This window comes from Xylanimonas oleitrophica (assembly GCF_003244315.1).
In the GTDB taxonomy this organism is placed as follows: Bacteria; Actinomycetota; Actinomycetes; order Actinomycetales; family Cellulomonadaceae; genus Xylanimonas_A; species Xylanimonas_A oleitrophica.
On the sequence record NZ_QKWH01000003.1, the window covers coordinates 129,541 to 151,149 of the forward strand.

Sequence of the window (21,609 nt, forward strand, 5' to 3'; positions counted from 1 at the left end):
CCGACCGTGGGCTCCGCCGCGGAATTCGCCCTCACCGAGCGGCGATCGCGCAGGTCGCCGCTTGTACGATGTGCCGCTGAGGGTTTCAGCCCGCAGGCCCGCGCAGGTGCACGTCGGCGCGCTGCGGCGAGCACGACGATGGGGGCAGCCGTGGCACGCTCGCGGTCCGGTGACGCGCTCGGGGCGTCCTACCGGCTGCTCGAGCACGTCGGTTCCGGGGCCGTCGGCGACGTCTGGCTCGCCCAGTCGCGGCACGACGGACGCACGGTGGCCGCCAAGCTCCTCAAGGACGAGCACGCCCACGACCCGGCGATCGTCGAACGCTTCGTGCGCGAACGGTCCGTGCTGCTGTCGCTGCACCACCCCCACGTCGTCCGGGTGCGCGACCTCGTCGTCGAGGGGGACCGTCTCGCCATCGTCATGGACTACGTGCCCGGTGGCTCCCTGCGTCAGCTGCTCGCCGCGCACGGGCCGCTCGCACCGCGCGACGCCGTCGGGCTCGCCGTCGAGGTCCTCGAGGCGCTCGGCGCTGCCCACGGCCGCCAGGTGGCGCACCGGGACGTCAAGCCCGACAACGTGCTGCTGTCCGAGCCGTGGCGACCGGGCCTGACCGGTGCGGTGCGCGTCACCGACTTCGGCATCGCCTCCGTCATGGGTGAGAAGGCCCGGATGACCACCGGCCTCCTCGGCACCCCGCAGTACATGGCGCCGGAGCTGATCACCACGGGGCAGGCGGGTCCGCCCGCCGACGTCTACTCGACCGGCGTCATGCTCTACGAGCTGCTCGCCGGCCGCACCCCCTTCGCCGGGCCGGGCACCGACTTCACGGTCGCCTACCGGCACGTCACGGCGGTCCCTCCGCGGCTGCCGCTCCCCGCAGACCTGTGGTCGGCGCTCGAGCGCATGCTCAGCAAGGACCCGGACGCACGTCCGAGCGCCGCCGACGCCGCGGCCCTCCTGGTGCGTCTCGGTCACGCGCACGCAGCCCTCGGCGCGCTGCCGGCCGAAGGGCTGCCCGAGGGCTTCCAGGAGCCCGACCATCCCGCCACGGTGGTGCGAGGCGGCGCAGCCGGCGGCGGCGCCGGTGCGGGCGCCGTCGTGCACGACCTCGCTCCGGACGGGACGGGCACCCGGGTCCCTGGCGCACGACCTCCCGCTGCCGCGCTGCCCGACCTCGGGGTCGCGGGAACGCAGACCGTCGTCCGCCGCCGGCAGCAGACCCCCGGCCACGCCCGCCCGGCCACACCGCAACCACGCTCACGCCGCCGCCCGGCCTGGCTGACCCCGCGGGCCGGCCTCCTGGCCGCCGTCGGCGTCCTGACCGCCGGCGCCGTCGCGCTCGCGATCACGATGTGGCCCGAGGCCGGCCCCGAGCCCGCCGCGCCCCCCGCCACGGCACCCGTGCGCATCACGGCCCACCAGCAGGACCCGGCCCTGCCGACCGGCCTGTCGGTAAGCCGGGACGCCGCCTACGACCCCGAGACGCAGACCGTCTCCCTGTCGGTGACCTACAGCGCGCAGGTCTCCCCGCTCCAGGGCGCGTTCCTCGAGGTGGTGCCCGGTGCCACCGAGGGCGAGGCGTGCCCGCCCGTCCGCTGGGAGGGCGTCACCGCCAGCCGCAACCAGCCCTCGGTCACCGCCATCACGGTCGACTGCGGGTGGCGGCTCGAGGGCGTCGAGATCCCGGCCCGCGGGCAGGTGGCGCTGCACGCCGAGGTGCCGCTGCGCCTCGCCGGCCAGGACGAGCTCGACGCCTGGCTCGCCGCCGGCGCGCAGGCCACGCGCGACGCCGTGTCGAGCCCCTCGGTCACCGGCACCGCCTACCCGGTGCAGCGGCTCCAGGACATCGAGGTCCGCACCGCCTCGCGCACGGTGAGCCAGACGGCCCTGCCCGTCACCCTCGTGCCCGTGTGGCCCAGCGGACCCGACGAGCTCAACCCGCTCTACGTCAGCCCCGCCACCGGCCGGCCCTCGCAGATGCTGCAGGACGTCGCCGGGGGCGAGGCCGGGGTGCGGTTCGCCGACGGCTGCTCCGGTGCGCTCGCCGTCTCGTCGGACGGCCTGACCGTCACGGCCCTGGCGGTCGCCCCCAGCTGCGTCGTACGGGCGTCCGTGGGCAACTTCCCCAACCTCGAGAGCGCGCCGTTCAGCATCACGACGCGTCAGTGACGCGGGCCGCGGCACCGCCGGGGAGCCCGCGCAGGACCGTCGCGGACCGGTGACGGGGAGCAGCGGCCGCAGGTCATCGGCCCGGGCTCGTCGACTGGACGAGCCGTGCCACCCCGCCCACGCAGGCGTACCCGCGGCCGGTGCTCATGGCGACCGGTGCGCGGCGCGGCAGCGCCACCCCGAGCAGCTCGCCGTCGTAGTCGACGTCGGGCTGCAGCAGCACCCCGCACCGGGACTTGCGCACGGCGCGCGTCCAGTGCCCGTACGCGGCGCGCAGGTCGGCGGAACGCCCGGCCGCCACCACGCACAGCTGCGGGCGGTCTGCGGCCAGCAGGGACGCGATGGACTGGTCGGCGTCCTCGAAGCGCTCGGCGTCGTCGACGAGGAGCACCAGCGGGCCGCGGTGCATGCGCACCCCGGCGATGAGGGCCGGCACGTCGTCCGCCCCGACGGCGACGCGGTCGAGCGGTGCGGACGCGAGCGGTGAACGCCGGTCGCACACACCCCACACGGCCGGGGCCCCGGGGCCAGCACCGCGCAGCGACTCGGCGAGGGCCAGCAGCAGCGTGGACTTGCCGGACCGGGCGGGGCCCGCGACCAGCACGTGCTCGCCCTCGTAGACCTCGAGCCGGGCCACGGACAGGTCGTCCTCGGCGACTCCCACGGGCAGCAGCCACGGCTCGCCGTCCAGCACCGGTCGCGCGCCCAGCTCGCTCACGCGTACCTGCTCGGGCAGACGACGGATCGCGGCGCCCTTGCGCGGCGCGTCCGGCCAGGCGGCAGCCACCCGCTGCACCGCGGCGTCGAGCGGCTCGCCGGGGGTGGCCACATGCATCTGCCGCCGTGACACCGCATCGACGAACCGCCCGGGGACGGGAGCCGGCACGTGGGTGCCCCGCACCCCGAGGGAGGCGTAGTCGTAGGGGTCTGCGAGGCGGAAGAGCCACTTCTGCGTGGTGACCTCGTCCATCGCGGACGGCACCGCCTTGGCGCGGTTGGTCGCCACCGCGAACGACAGCCCTAGCGCGGGGCCGTCGGCGTACGCGCGGTACAGCAGGTCGAGCAGCTGCTGGCCCTCGTAGTCCTGGTGCTCGTCGCGCAGCGCCGCCAGGCCGTCGAGCAGCACCAGCGCGCGGCGGGCCGACGCCGGGTCGGCGCGCCGCCGGTCCAGCTCGGTGCGCAGGTGGCGCAGGAACCGTGCCTGCTCCTCCTGGGCTCCTGGCCCGGTGCCCACATACGCGACGGTGTGGGGGAGGGCGGCCAAGGGTGCGAGGCCGCCGGAGCCGAGGTCGAGCACGAGCAGGTCGAGGTCCTGCGGGGAGACCTGCGCCGTGACGGACAGGGCGATGCTGGCCAGAGCGGTGGTGGTGCCGCTGCCGGGGATGCCCATCAGCAGCAGGTTGCCCTGGCGCAGGTCCCAGCCCGCCGGGACCTGGCGCTGCATCTCCGGCTCGTCGGCGAGAGCCACGGTGATCACCCCGTCGCGCACCCCGCCCACGCGCGGCTCGTCGGACGACCGGGGCGCACCGCCCGCGAGACCGTCGAGCGGCACCCGCTCGCCCAGCGGCTCGGGCCACACCCTGCGGGGCGGGGCGAAACCCTCGGCGGCGTTCGCCGCACGGATCGCGTCGATCAGCAGGTCCAGGTCGTTGGTGTCCGAGGCGCGTGGCGCCGAGTCGGCGGATGGCGTCAGGAGCACGCCGAACCGGTCGGTCTCCCGCACCTCGACTCGCCCGGCGGCTCGCTCGTCCGCGTGACCCGTAACCAGGGCGGTCTGGACCGGCACGATCTCGTCCTGGCCCAGCTTCACGTACGCCCTGCCCTGCTGGGAGCGGTTGATGCCCGCCGCCGCAGGGACCCCGACGACGTTCACGGAGTCGTCCCGGCTCTGCACCCGCAGCGCCACGCGGAGGTTGGTGTTCGCCAGGATGTCGTCGTTGACCACGCCGGCGGGCCGCTGGGTGGCCAGGATCATGTGCACCCCGAGCGTGCGGCCCACCGCCGCGACGCTGACCAGCGACGAGAGCACGTCGGGGAAGTCCTTGGCGAGCATCGCGAACTCGTCCACCACGAGCAGGAGACGCGGCATCGGCTCGACCGGGTTCGTGGCGAGATAGGCGTCCAGGGTGTCGATCTCGGGCCCCGCCTGCGCGAAGAGGCGCTGGCGGCGTTCCATCTCCGCCTCGAGGGCACGCAGCGCGCGCTCTGCGAGCTGCTCGTCGAGGTTGCTGATGGTGCCGATCGTGTGGGGGAGGCGCTCGCACGCCTTGAACGCGGCTCCGCCCTTGAAGTCGACGAGGATGAAGTTGAGCCGGGTGGGATCGTTGCGTGCCGCGAGCCCCGCGACGAGGGAGCGCAGGAACTCGCTCTTGCCGGACCCTGTGGTGCCGCCGACGAGACCGTGCGGGCCGTCCGCGACCAGGTCGAGGGTCAGCACGCCGCTCTCGGTGCGCCCGATCGGGGTCGAGACGCCGGTGGCCGAGGACCACAGGGAGCGCACGACGCGCGAGTCGGGGCGCGAGGCGCCGAGCAGGGCCGGCAGCCGCACGAGGGACGGCAGGGCGGCGCCGGGCACGACGAGCTCCGGGTCGTCGAAGCGGGCCAGGCTCGTGGCGCACTCCTCGGCGGTCTCGAGGTCCACGCCGGCCACGACGATGTCCTCCACACGCGTGAGGTTCTCGGGGTGGTGCACGGTGGCGGCGGCGTCCTCGTCGACGACGACGACGGTGGTGCACGCGGCCGGCAGCTGTTCCTCCGACGCCGCCAGGACGATCCCTGCCACCCGGCGCGGGCGCTCGTGCGGGCCCTGGGCCGCACCCGGTGCCGACCTGCCGCGGCCCAGCAGCGCCCGGGCCGGGGCGTCACGCCCCTCGGTGAGCACCTCGGAGTCCAGCACGACCAGCATCGCCGGCGTGGGCAGCTCGTCCACCTTGTCGCGCAGCGTGCCCAGCATGGCCGTGCTGGCCTGCCGGTCGCTCGACATCCAGCGCTGGCCGGTGCCGGCGCCCGCCTGTCGGGTGTGGGGCAGCCACGACGCCCACGCCCAGTCGTCCTCCCGCCCGGCGTCGCAGAACACGCCCACGGTCAGGTCCGCGGGGCCGCAGTGCACGGCCGCCTGCACCAGCAGGCTCCGCGCGAGCGCCAGGGCTCCGGGCCGGTCGCCCACGATGCCCACGACGCCGGCGTCGGTCAGGTCGACCGTGACAGGGGCGGCGAGCATGCGGCTGTCGTCCAGCACCTGCCGGACGGCGTCGTCCAGGCGCGGCGCGCCACGGTCGTCGACAGGGGGTCGCCACGGGACGTCGCCGGTGCCGGCGTGCAGGGCCAGGAAGTCGTCCGCGTCGGCCCGGCGCTGCCACAGGCGCGTCGTGGGCAGCACGGCCCGGCGCATCACGGTGGCCGGGTCGGGGACGATCTCCCACCGCCGGCGCTGCTCGGCGGCGGCCGCCCGTGCGACGTCGGACCGGAACGCGGCGACCTCCTCGGCGAACCGCTGCTCCTCCTCCTTCACGCCCTTGCTGCGCCGCCGCGCCTGCTCCACGTACATGCCCACGGCCATGACGGGGCTGAGCGCCGCGAACAACGCGTAGCGGGCGTCACCCATGATCATGACCATGGCCGCCGCCAGCACGAGGGGCGCCAGCACGGTGACGTAGCTGAAGCGGGAAGCCGGGGGCACCTCCTTGCGGGTGGGCGGCAGCACGGGACCCGCCTGCGCCGGGCGTCCGGGACGGGGCGGTCGGTTGAACGGGGCGGTGAAGGCGGGCGTGAGGTTGCGCAGGCTCCCCGGAGCGGGGGCGAGCGTCTCCTCGAGGTGCGGGCGCACCAGCAGCACGGAGCCTCCCGCCAGGACGGTGGTGGGTCCCGTGACGAGCACGCCGTCTGCGTCCACGGGCTCCCCGGCCACCACCGTGCCGTTGGTCGACCCGGCGTCGCGGACACGGACGCCGTCTGCCTCCAGCTCGAGCGTGCAGTGGTGCCAGGACCCGCTGACCGTCGGCAGGACCAGGTCCGCCTGGGGCGAGCGCCCGACCACCATCTGCCGGTGGCGCGGTACCTCCACGACGCGCCCGGCGGAGAGGCCACCGCCCAGGGTGACGCTCCACCCGCTCACCGTGGAGCGCCGTGGGCGCGGCGTGCGAGCGATCCGGGTGCCTTCCAGCAGCGGCAGCTCGGACAGCGGGGTGCTCACCGGGACGGCCGTGTCGTCGACGTGCACGACGTCGTGGCCGGCGGCCGCCGGAGCACCTACCGCCTGCAGGAGGTCGGCGAGGGTGGCAGAGCCCTGCCACCGGTCGAGGTCGACGCTCGAGCGCTGCCCGTCCAGCTCGATGAGCACTCGCATGTGCCTGTCCCTCTCGGTGCCCGCTGACGCGGGGAGTTCCTCGTTCTCGTCCTCGCTCCCGTGGGAGGCGCGGGGATCACTGTGCCACGGGTGCGGGGAACCAGACCGTGCGGACCGTGCCGTCCTGTGCCGCGGGCCGCAGCCCCAGGTCCTGCGCGGACGCGTGCAGCGGCCGCACCTCGCCGTCGAGGACCGCGCGGCGGGTCAGGTCGAGCGCGGGGCCGGCGACACCGTCACGGGCCGAGAGCCGCAGCCCTCCGAGCGCGTCGGCCACCTTCCCCGGGTCCGTGCTCTCCGCCGCCGCCACCGCGCGCACGAGAGCGACCACCGCGTCGTGGCTGCGCGAGTCCGCCGCTCCGGCGACCTCCGCGAAGGGGACGTCCTCGGTGAGGTTGGTCGCGGCCGGCTCCTCGGCGAGCAGCCGCACCGCACCGAGGAACGCCGACATCGCCCGGCCGGCGGCGTCCTGGCGCAGCGCCACGGCGTCGTCCCAGTCGGCGCCCACGGTCACCAGCTCGCTCGACACGGCTCCGCCGCGCTCCTGCAGCGCACCGGCGAACGCGGGGCTCGTGGCCTCGGGCGTCAGCACGACCCGTGCCGTGACGTCAGCCGCCTGCAGCGCCTGGACCACGACGGCCTGCTGCGTGGGCGGTCCCGCCACGACCACCGCGTCGAACGTCGCGCCTCCCGCCTCGCCCTGCGTCTGGTCCTCGGGGGCGGCGGGGGCTGCCCCCGTGAGTCGGGCGACCTCCTGGCCGAGGCTCGTGACGTCGTCGCCGGGCCGGAAGGCGAGCGACCCCGCCGTCGGCAGGGCAGCCGGGACCGATCCGCCGGCGTCCACCAGCAGGGGCCGTTCGGCGCCGCCCAGCGCGTCCGCCAGCGCCTCGGCAACCTGCTCCTCGTCCGGCGCGGTGGACCAGACGTCGGCACCGGCCGCCTCGCCGTCCGCGTACGGCATGACGACGGGGACGCCCGCGGCCGCGGAGGCCTCGAGCGCGCCCTGGACGTGGTCGCCCGAGGTGGCCAGCACGACGCCGGACGCGCCGCGGTCGACGAGTCGCTGCACGGCGGCGCGGCCGCCCTCCACGGTGCCCTGGTCGTCGAGGGTCAGCAGCGTGACGTCGGTCCCGCCCAGGCCGAACCGGTGGGCCGCCACGGCGGCTCCCTGCGCGGCCCGGTTCCAGCCGGCGCCCTGGCTCTCGTCGCTGCCGAGCGTCACGACCACACCGATCGTCGTGCCCGCAGGTGCGCCGGGGGCGGTGAGCGCCACGGGGACGGTCGCCGCGGCCGCGTCCGACGCCGACGAGCCTCCGCGGACCAGCAGCAGCACGCCCGTCACCAGCGCCGCCAGCACCACGGCTCCTGCTGCCGCGAGCAGCACCAGCCTCCGCGGCCCCGGACGAGGACGCGGCGAGGACTCGGTCACCGCGCTACCCGCCGGACCCGGCGACGGCGTGGCAGAGGCGGGCTCCGTCAACGCCCGCCCCCGAGGCGGAAGGAGTAGAACGTCTGGGTGGTGGCCCCGGCCGGCACCTCGAGCTGGAAGGGCGGCATGGACGCGGCAGCGTCGAGAGATGCCTCGAACTGGGCCTGCCGGAGCATCAGCCCCGCCACGTCCTGGCCACGGATGTTCGCGTACCCGGCGGCGTTCTGGGACGCCAGGGCGAGCTGCACGTCGGCGCTGCCCGCCTTGGCCGCGCTCGTGGACATCGACCCGAGCAGGCCGGACCCGTTGACCTGCCGGTCGCCGAGGTCGAGCATGACGCGCGAGAGGTCCGCCACCAGGAGAGCGGTGGCGCCCTGCAGGTCACGGGTGGAGGCCGACGTGCTCTCGGCGATCTGCTCCAGCGACGCGACGGTCTGCTCGTGCAGGGCCGCGGTGAGCTGCTCGCCGTGCTCCCGCAGCGTCTCGCGCTGGCCCTCGATCGTGCTGCGGGCGTCCTGCGCGACGTCGTCACGCGTCGAGCGCAGGCCCGCGACCGACCGCTCGAACGCCGCCTGCACCCTGGTGACGTCCGCGTCACCCTGCGCGGAGACGGCCGTGCGGTAGTCGTCGATCTGCGCCGGGAGCTCGATCGATGCACGGTCCGCGGCGTCGACGGTCGCCTCGAGCCGGTCGACGAGCTGCTTCTGCTGCGACCGCAGCGCGTCGAGCCGGCGCTGCAGCCCGTCGGCGCTCTCGCGCAGGCCCTCGGCCAGGGCCTGCAGCTCCGTGACCGTGCCCGTGGTGCCGTCGAGGCTGCCGCCGAGGGCGTCGACCCTCTCGAGCGTCGCGGTCACGGCGGCCCCGGTCTCGTCCGCCAGGGCGCGCAGCTCGTCCCAGGCCTGCGCCTGGGCGGCGAGCCGTGCGCTCATGGGCTGGTCCGGCGCGGGACGGGTGGGCGTCGCCGAAGGGGCGGCCGACGGGCTCGTCGAAGGCGCCGAGGGGTCGTCGGACGGCGCCTCGGACGGGGCCGGGGTCGCCTCCGCGCCGGCGGTCCGCTTGCGGAACCACCAGGGGGAGGGGGCGTCCTCGGCCGGCTCGGCCTCCGCGCCGCCCGTCTCGTCGCCCTGGGGTGCCGAGGGCTCCGGCGCCGGCGGTGCCGGGCAGGTCTCGCCCGTCAGGTAGGAGCCGACCAGGCGGTCCGCCTGCTCCGGCGTCAGCCCGCGCCCGCCCTCTCGGCGGGCCACCAGCGCGCACACCTCTTCCGCGAGGGCCGCGTTCTGCCCCCGCAGCGTGGTGCCGGGCTCGTCGTCGGCACCGATCGCCTCGACCTGCTCCGTGGCCTTGCCCCGCAGGGCGTCCGTGTGGGCAGCGAGACCCGTGAGGTCGGTGCGCAGGGCGTCCACCGAGGCGCGCAGCGCCTGCAGGGCACCGCCGTCCGGGCTGCCCTCGGTCACCTCGCTCGAGAGCGTGGCGAGCTGGCCGACCACGGCGTCCACGCCCTCCGAGACGTCGCCATAGCTGGCGATCGCCGGGTCCACGATCTCCGGCTGGAGCTCCTCGACGAGCTGCTCGCCGCTGGTCACCAGCGCGATGAGCGCGGTGCTGATCGCGAACGACGAGCGGTATAGGGCGCACGTCATGGAGGGCTGGACGCACTGCGCCTCGTCGGGCGTCTCGGGCCCGACCATCGCCTCCAGCGCGGCGACGACCTCACGCTGGCAGCGGGCGTTCGCGCGGGCATAGCCGTCGAGCTGCGCGGAGACGAGCAGCAGGCTCGAGTACACGTCGGACGGGGCCAGCGGGGCCTGCGCCTCGGCGGCGCACCCCGTGCCCGACAGCTCGATGCGCGGCGCCTCGGCGGACGTGTCGCCAAGCATGTCGTCCACGCTCGTCACGGCCTCGCGCATCTGCTCCAGGACGGTCGAGCGCGTCTCGGTGGCGGTCGACTCCAGGTCCGAGCGGAGCGCGGCGAGCTGCCGGTCCAGCTCCTGCATCGTGCCGGCCAGCGAGCCGCTGCTCTGGCTCAGGCGCCGGGCGGCGTTGGCGCCCAGCGTCTGCGAGGTCGTGTCGAGGTTGGCGCGTACCTCGGTGATGGTCTGCCCCGCCCTGGTGAGCACCTCGTTGACGTCCCCGACCAGCTCGATCGTGCGCTGCTGGAGAGCCAGCTCCGAGGTCGGCCCCGTGGTGAACGCCGAGGCGAGGACCCCGTCGACCGACAGGTCCGTCGACAGCCCCGGCTGGGCCGCGATGTCGAAGCGCGGGGGGACGAAGTCGTGCGCGTCCACGACGAGCTGGAGCGTGGTGCTCGCCCCCGACCGCGGGGGCGCGAGCAGCGCTCCCCACTGGACGACCGCGTCACCCTCGGGCGTCGCGCTCACGATCCCGTTCGTGCCGCGCCCCTGGTCCGTCGTCTCGGTCACCACGCGGCTGGGGGCGACCCCCTCCAGCACGGTCGACGCGGCGACGCTGAACGGCGCACCCACCAGCGCCGGTGCTGTCCGCGACTGGCCGGCCGCGTCGTAGACGAGCTCGCGCGGCGCCACGGTCAGGTTCTCGACCGTCAGGGTGATCTCCAGCCGCCCCGTGCGGCCCGCCAGGTCGGCGAGGTCGGTGCCCGACCCGTCCGCCGTCCGGTAGCGGGTGGTGACCCGGACCGGCAGGGCGTCCACGACGTCCTTCGGCTCGAACGACGTCTGCGAGCTCGACGAGGCGCCCGCGACGTCGTCGACGTAGACGGCCGTGCTCGCGAGGCCCGTGACGGAGCCGTCCGTCGACAGCGACGCCTCGACCGACTGCAGCACCCTCGACGGGTTCTGGACGGTCGGTGGCGCGGTGCACGCCGTGGCCAGGAGCGCGACGACCACGGCGCTCGCGGCGGTGGCTCCGGCGACCCGGCGCGGGCGTCGGGCCCGGTAGCCGGCTGTGCGGGTGTTGCCGCTGGTCATGGTGGTTGCTCCCCCGGGTGGCGTGTCCGGGAGCATGATATGGGCCGGTTCGGGCGGGTCTAGACGAGTTGAGGAGTCTTGTGGAAGTTCACCCGCTGGCAGGCGGAAAAGAGCCTGCAGCCGCTTGACGTGGCCCCCGGCGCGAATAGTGTCAATGCGGTCGTACCTGGTCAGGTCGGCACAGGGGTGGTTCACGGAGCGGAAGGTCCCACATGTCGCGCGTTCTCTCGACGGAGCAGGCCAAGACGGCGATCCGGCAGATGCAGTCCGTCATCAACGGCGGGTTCACCGACCAGATCGGCCAGCTGGACGCCCAGGGGCGCATCCTCTCCGACCCGAACGTGTGGGACGGCCCGCTCGCCGCGCAGTTCCGCGGCTCCACCTGGCCGGAGACGAAGGCCGCGCTCGACAAGGCCAAGGCCGAGCTGGAGCAGCTGCGGACCCAGCTCGACCGGATCTCGCACGACATCTTCACCGCCGGCGGCGGCGCCTGACACCTCCGGCACCCGCGGCCCGCCGGTCGGGCAGGGGCGGTGGGCGCCGCGGGTGGGGGTGCAGCGGGTAGGGGTGCAGGGGGACATGTCTGAGCGTGCGGGGGATCTGACGCGTGAGTGAGCTGCACGGGCGCGAGCCCCTCCGGTTCGACGAGGGGACGGCGGACGCGCTGGTCGCGGCGCTGCGTGCCACGGCCGACGCCATCGAGGGCCAGGCCGCGGCTCGTGCGTCCTACGTGAGCACGGCCGCCCAGGAGTTCCGCGGGTACTTCGCGCGGCTGTTCGCCGAGAACGCGGAGACGGCCGCGGCCGACGCCAGGGAGCTGGTGGCCGGGCTGCGCGAGGTGGCCGGCTGGGCCGGCGTGCTCAAGGAGTCGGCGCGGCGCGAGGACGAGCGACGGCGACGCGCACGGGAGTGGCACGCCCGCGTCCAGGAGCGGCGCGCGAGCTGGGTGCTGAGCACCTGGGACGACGTCTTCGGCGAGGAACCGCCGCCGGCAGACCCGGTCGAGCCCGCACCCGTGTTCCCCGCGCGCAGCGTCTCGCCGCGACCGCGGCACACGCCCCGGCCGGGTGCCGGCGGGAGCAGCGGCGGCACGTCCTCGGCCCGTCCGGACGACCTGCGCACCTTCGCCTCCGGGTCCTCGCGCCTGGACCTGGTGCTCGCCGGCAGGCCGCGTGCCCTGAGCGCGCGCCTGGCCGACTTCGAGGCACGGTGCCAGTGGGGCCGGATCGACGCTGACGGGCTGGTCACGGGCCTCGAGCGCTGGCTGGCCGCGAACGACGAGGACGTCGCCTGGGCCACCACCGTGGCGGACGCGTTCGCCGCGGCCGGTGGCGAGGGCGTCGTCTTCTCGGTGTCCGACGCCGCGCTCGCGCTCGCGCTGCAGGCGGGCGGCGTCTCCGCCTCCCGCCAGGAGCTGGTCGTCGCGCCGCCGCAGGCGTTCGGGGCGCCGCCGACCACCGGTTACGCCCTCGACCCGGTCAACACCTCGACGGGGAACTTCCTGGAGACGGAGGTGGACCTGGCGTTCGCGGGCGCGTCGACCAGCCTGCGCCTGGAGCGCACGTACAACTCGCTGGACGAGCGGTCGGGGCTGTTCGGCCCGGGCTGGACGTCGGTGCTCGAGACCGCGCTGGAGATCGGTGACGACGGCGCGGTGCTGACGATGGCGGACGGGCGCCAGGTCCGGTTCCCGCGCCTGGCCGACGGCTGGGACCGGGGCGTGGGGGAGAACTACTGGCTCGGCGTGGAGGATGCGTTCGCCTTCCCGGTGCTGGAGCGGGCCGGGACGAGCGGCGAGCTGCTCGTGGTTCGCGACAACGCGGGAGGCTGGTGGGCCTTCTCCCGGGCGGGTACCTGGCTGGGAGCGGGCACGGGCCCTGGCACCGCCGTGCTGGCGGAGCGGGACGCCGAGGGGAGGGTGACCGCCCTGGTCCACGAGCGCGGCCGGCGCATCGACGTCGAGCACGCGGACGGGCGCGTCGCCTCGGTGACCGGCTCGGACGGGCGCCGCCTCGAGTACGGGTACGACGACGGCCGGCTGGTGGCCGTGCGCTCGGCGCTGGGGACCCGCTCGTACCGGTGGAACGCCGCCGGGCTGATCGAGGCGGTCGTCGGCGCCTCCGGCGTCGTCGAGACGGTCAACACCTACGACGAGCGCCGGCGGGTGGTGGAGCAGAGCACCCCGCACGGGCGCCGGGTGCGGTTCGGGTACCTGCCGGGGCGGGTCACCCTCGTCTCCGACGAGGACGGGCGTCGCTCGAACGCCTGGCAGTCGGACGCCAAGGGCCGGGTGGTGGGCGTCCTGGACGCCGAGGACCGCCGTCAGTCGATGAGCTACGACCCGCACGGCAACCTGGTGTCGGTCACCGAGCGCGACGGCGCCACCACCGTCCACGCCTACGACGAGGCGGGGCGGCGCGTGCGCACGGTCACCCCGTCGGGCGCCGACATCACGTACGGCTACGACGACCTCGACCGGGTGGTGACCGTGGTGACCGAGTCGGGCGCGGTGGTCACCTACGAGTACGTGGGTGTCGAGCGGGACCCCTCGGTGATCGTGGACCCGGAGGGCGGGCGCACCGAGCTCGTCTGGCAGGACGGGCTGCTGACCCAGGTGGTGGACCCGGCCGACGTCACCGTGTGGCTGGAGTACGACGAGCTCGGCGACCTGGTCTCCACCACCAACGCGCTGGGCGACGTCGCCCGGATCGAGCGCGACGGGGCGGGCCGGCCGGTGGCCGCGGTCTCGCCGTCAGGGGCACGGACCACCTACACGTACGACGACGCGGGGCTGCTGGTCGCCAGGCAGGACCCGGACGGGGCCGTGTGGCGCTTCGAGCACACGGCCGGCGGCAAGGTCAGCGCCGTCGTGGACCCGCTGGGGGCGCGCACCGAGCTGGAGTACGGCCCGAGCGGCGACCTGGTCCGCACCGTGGACCCTCTGGGGCGGGCGACCACGCGCATGATCGACGACCAGGGCAACGTGGCGGGGGTGCGGCTGCCCGACGGCGCCGAGTGGGCGTTCAGCGTGGACGCCCTCTCGCGGCTGCGCGAGGTGACCGACCCGTCCGGGCACGTGTGGGGCCGCGAGTACGACCCGACCGGTGCCCTGTCGAGCGTGGTGGACCCGACCGGTGTGCGCCAGGAGGTGGCCCGTGACCGGGCGGGCGGCACCGCGCAGCTGCGCGACGCGTTCGCCACCACCACGATCACGTTCGACGAGTACGGCCGGCCCACCACCGTCGAGGCGCCTGACGGGTCGAGCGAGCTGACCGTCTACGACCGCTGCGGGCGGCCCATCGAGCTGGTCGACGGCGAGGGCGGCCTGACGCGCCTGGAGCGCGACGCGGCAGGCCGGGTGGTCGCCGTCGTCTCGCCGTCGGGGGCGCGCACCACCTACGAGTACGACCTGTGCGGGCGGCCGGTGGCGCGCACCGACGCCGCCGGGGCGCGCACCACGCTCACCTACGACGCCGACTCGCGCGTGGTGGCCCGCACGCTGCCCACCGGCGAGGTCGAGCGCATCGAGTACGACGCCGTCGGCCGTGTCACCGCCCGTCACGTGCCCGGCGGCGGCGTGGCTCGCTTCGGCTACGACAAGGCGGGGCGCCTCACCTGGAGCCAGGACTCCTGGTACGGGCAGCGCCGGTACAGGTACGACGCCGCGGGCCAGCTGGTGGCGACCGTCAACGGGCTGGGCGGCGTCACCCGGTTCGAGCACGACGAGCGCGGCCGCGTGGTCGCCGTCACCGACCCGGCCGGCGGCGTCACCCGCCGCACCTTCGACCAGCTCGACCGGGTCACCTCCGTGACGGACCCGCTGGGTCGCACCACGCGGGCGCGGTACGACGCCGCCGGGCGCCGGGTGTGGCAGCGCGACCCGGACGGACGCGTCACCGAGTGGGAGTTCGACGCCACGGGCCGCGAGAGCGCCGTCCGTGTCGACGGTCGCACCGTCTCGACCGTCGCGCGTGACCCGCGCTCGCGCACCGTGGTGGTCACGGACACCACCCGGCCCGACGGCGTGCCGGTGGAGCACCGGCTGACGTACGACAGGCGCGGCCTGCTCGTGCGCCGCACCCGCGGCGACGGTGCCCTCACGTGGGAGTACGACGCCGACGGGAACCGGGTCGCGATGACTGCCCCGGACGGTGTGCGCACCACCTACGGGCTCGACGCCGCGGGCCGCGCGACCAGCGTGGGAAGGCCCGGCACCGGGGAGGCGACGGTGAGCTACGATGCCGCCGGGCGCGTCACCCGCTGCTCGGCCGGCGGGGTGCTCCAGTCGTGGCAGTACGGGGACGGGTACGTGACCGAGCACGCGCGCATGGCTCCTGGTGGCGTGGAGAGCACCCGCCTGGTCCGGGACGCCTTCGGGCGTGTGGTGCGCGTCGAAGGCCCGCGGGCACCGACGGTCTACGCCTACGACGACGCCCACCAGCTGGTGTCCGTGCGCCGGTCGGACGGCACAGCGACGACGTGGCAGTACGACGTCGCCGGGCGCCTGGTGCGCGAGCAGGGACCGGGCCTGGTGCGGCAGTACCGCTACGACCCGGCCGGGCAGCTCCTGGAGGTGCTCTCCGACGACGCCCTGGACGGGCAGGGACGCGACGAGTATGCCTACGACGGGCTGGGCCGCCGCACCGCCGTGACCGCCGGCGACGGGACGTCGGTCCGGTATGCCTGGGGTGACGTCGGCCGCCTGGAGCGCGTGGTGCGCCAGGACGCCGAGGGCGTGACGCTGGAGGAGACCACGCTCTGGGTGGACGCCCTGGGAGAGCTCGCCGAGGTGGACGGCGCGCCGGTGTGGTGGGACACGGCCGCGTCCGTGCCGGCGCTGGTCTCGGTGGCCGGCACCCCGGTGCTGACCACGCCGGGCGGCGCGACCGGCGTCGGCGGCACCTGGGTCGAGCCCGGGTGGCGCACCGTGCGCTCCTCGGCCGCCGACGACCCGTGGGCGGTCGACCGCCTCGTGGAGCTGCCCGACGCCGGGCTGCCTCACGGCCTGTCGCTGACCCCCACGGGCGGGCTGTCGATCAGCGGGCTCGAGTGGCTCGGCGCACGGGCCTACGACCCGAGCACGCGAGGCTTCCTGTCCACCGACCCGCTGCCGGCCGTGCTCGGTTCCGGCTGGGCCGGCAACCCGTACTCCTACGCCGGCAACGACCCGCTGCACGCGAGCGACCCGCTGGGGCTGCGTCCGGTCACCGACGCAGAGCTGCTGGCGTACGCGACCGGCACCCAGGGCCGGCTGGCCGGAGCCGCGGGTGCGGCCGACGGGTGGGCCGGCGGGCCGGAGCACGTCGCCGCCGGAGCGCTCGCGGCAGCGGGTGCGGCCCTGATGCTCGCCGGGGTGGCAGGGCCGGCGGAGACCGTGCTGTCCGGGTCGCCTGGAGGTGCGCAGGGCGGGCTCCTCGCCGGCGGGCACGAGCCGGCCGGCAGTCACGAGGTGGTCGCCGGGCACGATGCCGCCGCGCACGATGCGCTGGCCGGGCACGTCGACTGGGCGCGGCTCGGCGTCCACGCGATCACGGGTGCCGCGGTCGCTCTCGCAGGCGCAGGCGTCCTGGCGTGGTGGGCGGGCCGGACGGACATGTTCGCTCGCTCGGCCACCGGCGCGGCGGGGGCAGCCCCGGCCGGCGCCCCGTCCGGTGCCGTGCGAGGAGAGAGGTCCGGGATCCTCGGCGTTCCCGGCCCGGCTGCCGGCCCGGCTGCCGTCCAGGCGACCGGTCGGTTCGCCGTCCCGGGGGTCGCGGGAGTCGAGCGCTCGGGGTGGCCGGGCACGGGAGCCGCGTCGGCGTCCGGGGTCGGCGTCGTGGCGCCGGGGGAGGTCGAGAGCGTCGCCGGCGTCCCCGGTGACGCGGTGCTCTTCCGTGACGGGACGGCCGCCGACGTGGGCGACCCGACGGACTCGTGGTTCTCGGTGCGCGTCACGGCGGGTCCGGGGCATCCCGCCCCGGGCGTCCTGCGGGGCGCCACCGACGGGCGCCTCTAGCCCGGTGGTGTGCTGTGAGCCGCGCTGAGGGTCGAGGATCGCTGCCGTGAGGCGGGAGACGCGTGCCGACGGGGCGCTGCTGCTGCGGCGCCTCGCCTCGTGGTGCGACGAGCTCGGCGAACAGGAGAAGTCGGAGCGGATCCAGGGCCTGGCGCGGGAGCTGGCCGCCGGCCCGGGCGCCGCGCGGGAGCGCCAGCTGTGGGCCGACGTGGTGCGGGAGCTCCGCGGCGGCCACGGCACGATCGGCGACCGGTATCTCGCACACCCCGACGGGAGCCCGGACCCTGTGCGGTCCGCGGAGCTTCTGTCGGTGCTCCGGCAGCTCCGGCGAGCAGCGCGACGGTCGTTGCCCTGGCTGACGTACCGGCGCCTCTGGAAGGTGGGGAGGTGACGGCTCGGCGGAGGGCACGCATCACCGGGAGAGCAGCCCAGCCTCGGGGTCGGCGGCCGCGCCCAGGGCTCAGCGGGCCTCTGGAGGAGGCGTGAGGGTGACGACCCTGTCCATGGTCGCGAGCGTCTCCTCCCGATGGGAGACGACGAGCAGCGTCGCGGGCAGCGCCCTCAGCACCTCGGAGACGCGGGCGGCGGCCGCGGCGTCGAGGTCGGCGGTGGGCTCGTCGAGGACGAGCACCCGAGGACGGCGCAGGAGGGCGCGGACGAGGCGGAGCCGGGCCTGCTGACCGCCGCTGAGACGGACGCCGGCCTCGCCGAGCTGGTCGTCGGGCCCGAGGGCGTCGGCCAGGTCCAGGCGCTCCAGCAGGTCCACCGCATCGGCCCACGACGCGTCGCTGCCAGCGGTGAGCTCCTCGGCGACGGTCCCGGCGAAGAGCCGACCGTCTTGCTCGACGACACCGACAGCGGCCCGCAGGTCCGCCTCGTCGAGCGCGGTGAGCGGCACGGCACCCCCGGCCCCGGTCAGCTCGACCGTTCCGAGGTCAGGGTCCCAGAGCCGCCCGGCCAGCGCGACGACGGTGGACTTGCCGACGCCGGAGGGGCCGCGCAGGCCCACGTGCTCGCCGGGAGCCACCTCGAGGTCCAGGCCGCGCAGCACCCACCGGTCGGCATAGCGGAAGCCGACGTCGCGCAGCGCCAGCCCGAGCGGGCCCTCCGGCAGGGGCGCGGGGCGCGCCGCCGGCTCGACGACGGCCGGGCGAGCGAGCTCGGTGCCGACGCGTGCGGCCGAGGCTCGCAGGGACGGCAGCTGCGCCCAGGTGGCGGCGGCGTCGGCGACGGGTGCGACGGTGGCCAGGGCGAGGACGACGAGGGCGGCGACGTGCTGGGGTGCGACGTCGCCGGCGAAGGCGGTGACGAGCACGCCGACGGCGGCGAGGGTGACGATCGCCTCCCGGGACCCGGCCAGGAGCCGGTGGGTGGTCTCGAGGGCGCCGGCGGCTCTGGCGGCCCGTGCGCCCGTCTGTGCGACCTGGCGCCGGACGGGCTCGTGCAGGCCGTACCCCAGCACCTCGCGCAGGCTGCCGAGCACGTCGACGACGTGGTCGGACAACGTGCCGGTCGCCGTGACGACCTCACCGCCCAGCCGGTCGAGGCGGTGCCGGCCCATCGGCACCGTCGCGGTCACGGCGGTCAGCGCCACCGCGACGACGGCCGCGACGCCTGCGTCGAGCAGGACGAGGACGGTCAGCCCGAGCGCGGCGTTGACCACGGCGGCCAGGAGCTGGGCCACGGTGTGCGCGTAGAAGAACTCGAGCCTCTCGGTGTCGGTCATGGCGGTCGCTGCCGCACGGCCGTGGTTCTCGCGGCTCCGTGCGGGGAACGCGACGGCGTAGCGGTCGAACAGGGCGACCCGGAGGCGGGCCAGGACGCGGAAGGCCAGGGAGTGAGAGGCGTCCATCTCGCCCCACGTGAGCAGGGCCCGCAGCAGCACGAGGCCGGCCAGGAGCGGCCACAGCCACGCCGGTGGTGCCTGGCGGAGCACGGCGACGTGGCCGACGGCGGCAGCGAGCAGCACCGAGATGGTGGTGAGGCACAGGAGGCTCACGCAGACGAGCACGACGGTCGCGGTGATGGCACGCCGCTCCGTGCGCAGGTGGTCCACCAGGGCGGCCAGGGGCCGGGCTGGCGCGCTCATGCGGGGCTCCTGTCGAGCACGGGGGCGAGGCGGCCGTCGACCAGCTCGAGGACCGTGCCGACGCCGTCGAGCGACTCCTCGCGGTGTGCGACCACCACCACGACACGGTCGGTCGCCACGCGGGCGAGGGTGGTGGTGACGGTCGCGGCGGCCGCGGCATCGAGCGCGCTGGTCGGTTCGTCGGCGAGCAGCACCGGGCGGTCGGAGAGCACGGCGCGGGCGAGCGCCAGCCGTTGGCGCTGGCCGCCGGACAGGCTCGCGCCGGCGGCCGCGACCCGCGAGTCGAGCCCTGCGGGCAGGCGGCGCACCTCCTCGTCGATGCCGGCGGCGACGCACGCCGCCCACAGGTCGTGGTCGGTCGCGTCCGGCCGTGCCACCAGCAGGTTCTCTCGCACGGTGCCCTCGAACAGCACCGGCCGCTGGGACACGACGGCGACGTCCGACGGCTTCACGGGGCGGCCTCCGCGGTGCAGGCGCCCCGACGTCGGGGTCAGGTGCCCGAGGACGAGGTCCAGGAGGGTGCTCTTGCCGGCTCCGCTGGGCCCGACGACGGCGGTGACCGCGCCCGGGCCGAACGTCGCCGTGACGCCGTCGAGGACGGGGGCGCGCGTGCCCGGGTAGGCGAAGCGGAGGTCCTGGAGCTCGAGCGGTGCCGAGCGGGGCGCCGAGTGATCGCCGGGCGAGCCGGTGCCGGTGCCGGCGCCGCGGTCAGGCTCGCGGCCGACGCCGAGCGCTCGCAGAGCGGGGACCGCGGAGACGCCGAGGTAGCCGGCGTGCCAGGCCCGGGACAGCTCACGGACCGGACGGAACGTCTCGCTGACGAGCATGAGCGTCAGGTACAGCTCGGCCGGAGGCCCTCCCGTCCCGCCGGCCCCGCTCACCAGCGCGACGCCGACGGCGGCGACGGTACCGCCCTGGACGGCGAGGTCGACGAGGGCGGTGTCGAGCAGCGACGTGCGCATGGCCCGCACGGTCGCCCGGTGCAGCGCCTCGGTGCGCACGGCGATGCGGCGACGGGTGCGCTCCACCCGGCCGAGCAGGCGCAGGGACGTCATGCCCTGCAACGACTCCAGGAGGTCAGAACCCAGGTTCTCGTAGGTGTCCCAGTGGGCGTCGCTGTGCCGGCGCACGAGCCGCTTCCAGAGCAGCGGTGCGAGGAGCGCCGTGAAGGCGGCGGTGCCGGCGAGCAGGCCAGCGAGAGGGTGGACGAGCGTGAGCAGCACGGTCACGGTGGGGACGAGGAGCACGGCCTGGGCCACCGCCGGCAGGTAGCGGGTGACGTACGCGTCGACGCCGTCCACGCCGTCGACCAGGGCCGCTCGCAGGGCACCGTCGCGACGACCGGGGTCGTGGAGGGCTGCTGGCACGAGTGCGCCTCGCAGCGCCTGGTCGCGCACACGGGTCCGCACCGCCTCGCCGAGCCGGGCGGCCGCGCGCGCCTGCGCCCAGGTGAGCAGCCAGCGGGCGGTCGTGATGCCGGCGACGGCGACGGCGGCTCGCACGGCGCCGTCCGTGTCCCCGGCGACGCCGGCCGCCAGGCCGTGGGCGAGGGCCCACGCCTGGGGGAGGTGGCTGGCGGTGGCGGTGGTCTGCAGCGCTGCCGTCAGCAGGGCCGCACGGCGGTTCTGGGTGGATGCGCGCAGGAGCAGCGGGTCGACCATCACGGTGCGGTTCCTCTCAGCACGGCGACGGCGTGCAGCAGCGGCGCGGCTCCCGCGGAGGGTTCCTCGGTGAAGCCTGAGACGGCGCGTGCCGCGTGCCCGGCACGGGCGAGGTGGTAGGTCAGGCGCGCCGCCTGGCGGTGGACGTTCCACAGGTGCGGGTAGGCGGCGGCGCAGACCCGCCCGGGACGGGCCCACGTCAGGACGCGGTCGGCCCCGAGCACCCACGCCTGGCCGCTCTGCCTGGCCGCCTCGGCGGCCTGCGCGACCGCCGCGGCGCACGCGGGGCGGCGAGCCAGGAACCGCGCCCGGTCCGGGCTGCGGCGCGCCTCGAGCCCGGCCACGGCACGTGCGTCGCGCTCCCAGGCGGGCGGCAGCTCGATCCGCGCGAGCGCGATCTCCGGGACGAGTCCGCGGTCGAGCCACCAGGTGGTGTCCCGGGCGGCCGGGACACCCACCAGGTGGCGGGCGGCCGGCATGCTCGACCAGTCCGAGGGCAGCACGGCGTCCGGGACCAGGGCGCGCACGGCCTCGAGGGCGTAGGCCGTGTCGGCGACCCACAGCGGCCAGGACCGGTGCTGGTAGCGGCCGAAGGTGCGCCCCGGCTGCACGGTGAGCACGAGCACGACGTGGTGCCCGGTGGCGGGGGCCGGGGCTCGCCGGACGAGCTCCTCGCGCGCCGGGTCGTAGACGTAGCGGCCCGGCGGGAGCTGCTCCCGCGCGCCGGGCGGGACGACGACGTGCCACTGCACGGGGTAGGTCCCGCCCGCCGAGGGCACGGCCCGTCGTGGCACGGACGTGGGGGTGCCGTCGTCGCGCACGTGCCGTCCGCGTGCCCGCCACAGCAGGTGGACGAGCGCGGCCACGGGAGCGCCGGCGCCGGCGGGCTCGCCAGGCCAGTCGTTGTGCCGAGGGCCGGGCGGGAGCGGTTCTCCTGGCGGTGCGGGCGCGAAGGCGGTGTCGAGCAGGGTCATCTCGG

Annotated in this window: 10 protein-coding genes; 4 read left to right on the top strand and 6 right to left on the bottom strand. The window is 76.0% G+C overall.

Annotated features, from left to right (window positions below; translation table 11 throughout):
* Positions 1-150 precede the first annotated feature (150 nt).
* Positions 151-2,169, top strand: coding sequence for a serine/threonine-protein kinase (locus tag DNL40_RS06300; protein WP_111250397.1), 2,019 nt, complete (start codon positions 151-153; stop codon positions 2,167-2,169).
* 73 nt (positions 2,170-2,242) lie between these two features.
* On the opposite strand, the gene DNL40_RS06305 is transcribed toward DNL40_RS06300, so the two are convergent.
* The 3 genes from DNL40_RS06305 to DNL40_RS06315 all read right to left on the bottom strand — a co-directional run bounded on the left by DNL40_RS06305 (position 2,243) and on the right by DNL40_RS06315 (position 10,885).
* Positions 2,243-6,514 carry an FtsK/SpoIIIE domain-containing protein gene (locus DNL40_RS06305; RefSeq protein WP_111250398.1) on the bottom strand — a complete coding sequence of 1,424 codons (4,272 nt, stop codon included), beginning with the start codon at positions 6,512-6,514 and terminating at the stop codon, positions 2,243-2,245.
* A gap of 76 nt (positions 6,515-6,590) precedes the next feature.
* Positions 6,591-7,940 (bottom strand): ABC transporter substrate-binding protein, encoded by a 1,350-nt coding sequence (locus DNL40_RS06310; protein ID WP_179950969.1) that lies wholly within the window; start codon positions 7,938-7,940, stop codon positions 6,591-6,593.
* A gap of 47 nt (positions 7,941-7,987) precedes the next feature.
* Positions 7,988-10,885 (bottom strand): hypothetical protein, encoded by a 2,898-nt coding sequence (locus DNL40_RS06315; protein WP_111250400.1) that lies wholly within the window; start codon positions 10,883-10,885, stop codon positions 7,988-7,990.
* Between the two features lie 212 nt (positions 10,886-11,097).
* Here DNL40_RS06315 and DNL40_RS06320 point away from each other — a divergent pair, with 212 nt between their 5' ends.
* From DNL40_RS06320 to DNL40_RS06330, 3 genes are all read left to right on the top strand, one after another.
* Complete coding sequence (locus tag DNL40_RS06320) at positions 11,098-11,379, top strand: pyrophosphorylase (protein WP_111250401.1); 282 nt, start codon at positions 11,098-11,100, stop codon at positions 11,377-11,379.
* 113 nt (positions 11,380-11,492) lie between these two features.
* Positions 11,493-16,880 (top strand): DUF6531 domain-containing protein, encoded by a 5,388-nt coding sequence (locus tag DNL40_RS06325; protein WP_111250402.1) that lies wholly within the window; start codon positions 11,493-11,495, stop codon positions 16,878-16,880.
* A gap of 46 nt (positions 16,881-16,926) precedes the next feature.
* Positions 16,927-17,271, top strand: a complete 345-nt coding sequence (locus DNL40_RS06330; RefSeq protein WP_111250403.1) for a hypothetical protein — start codon at positions 16,927-16,929, stop codon at positions 17,269-17,271.
* Between the two features lie 69 nt (positions 17,272-17,340).
* On the opposite strand, the gene DNL40_RS16890 is transcribed toward DNL40_RS06330, so the two are convergent.
* The 3 genes from DNL40_RS16890 to DNL40_RS06345 are packed head-to-tail and all read right to left on the bottom strand — an operon-like array spanning position 17,341 to position 21,604.
* Positions 17,341-18,969 carry an ATP-binding cassette domain-containing protein gene (locus DNL40_RS16890; RefSeq protein WP_111250404.1) on the bottom strand — a complete coding sequence of 543 codons (1,629 nt, stop codon included), beginning with the start codon at positions 18,967-18,969 and terminating at the stop codon, positions 17,341-17,343.
* Positions 18,966-20,630, bottom strand: coding sequence for an ABC transporter ATP-binding protein/permease (locus DNL40_RS06340; RefSeq protein ID WP_111250405.1), 1,665 nt, complete (start codon positions 20,628-20,630; stop codon positions 18,966-18,968). The genes DNL40_RS16890 and DNL40_RS06340 overlap by 4 nt, the downstream gene beginning before the upstream one ends.
* Entirely contained in the window at positions 20,630-21,604 is a 975-nt protein-coding gene (locus DNL40_RS06345) for a nitroreductase family protein (RefSeq protein WP_111250406.1), read from the bottom strand. The genes DNL40_RS06340 and DNL40_RS06345 overlap by 1 nt, the downstream gene beginning before the upstream one ends.
* Between the last annotated feature and the right edge of the window lie 5 nt (positions 21,605-21,609).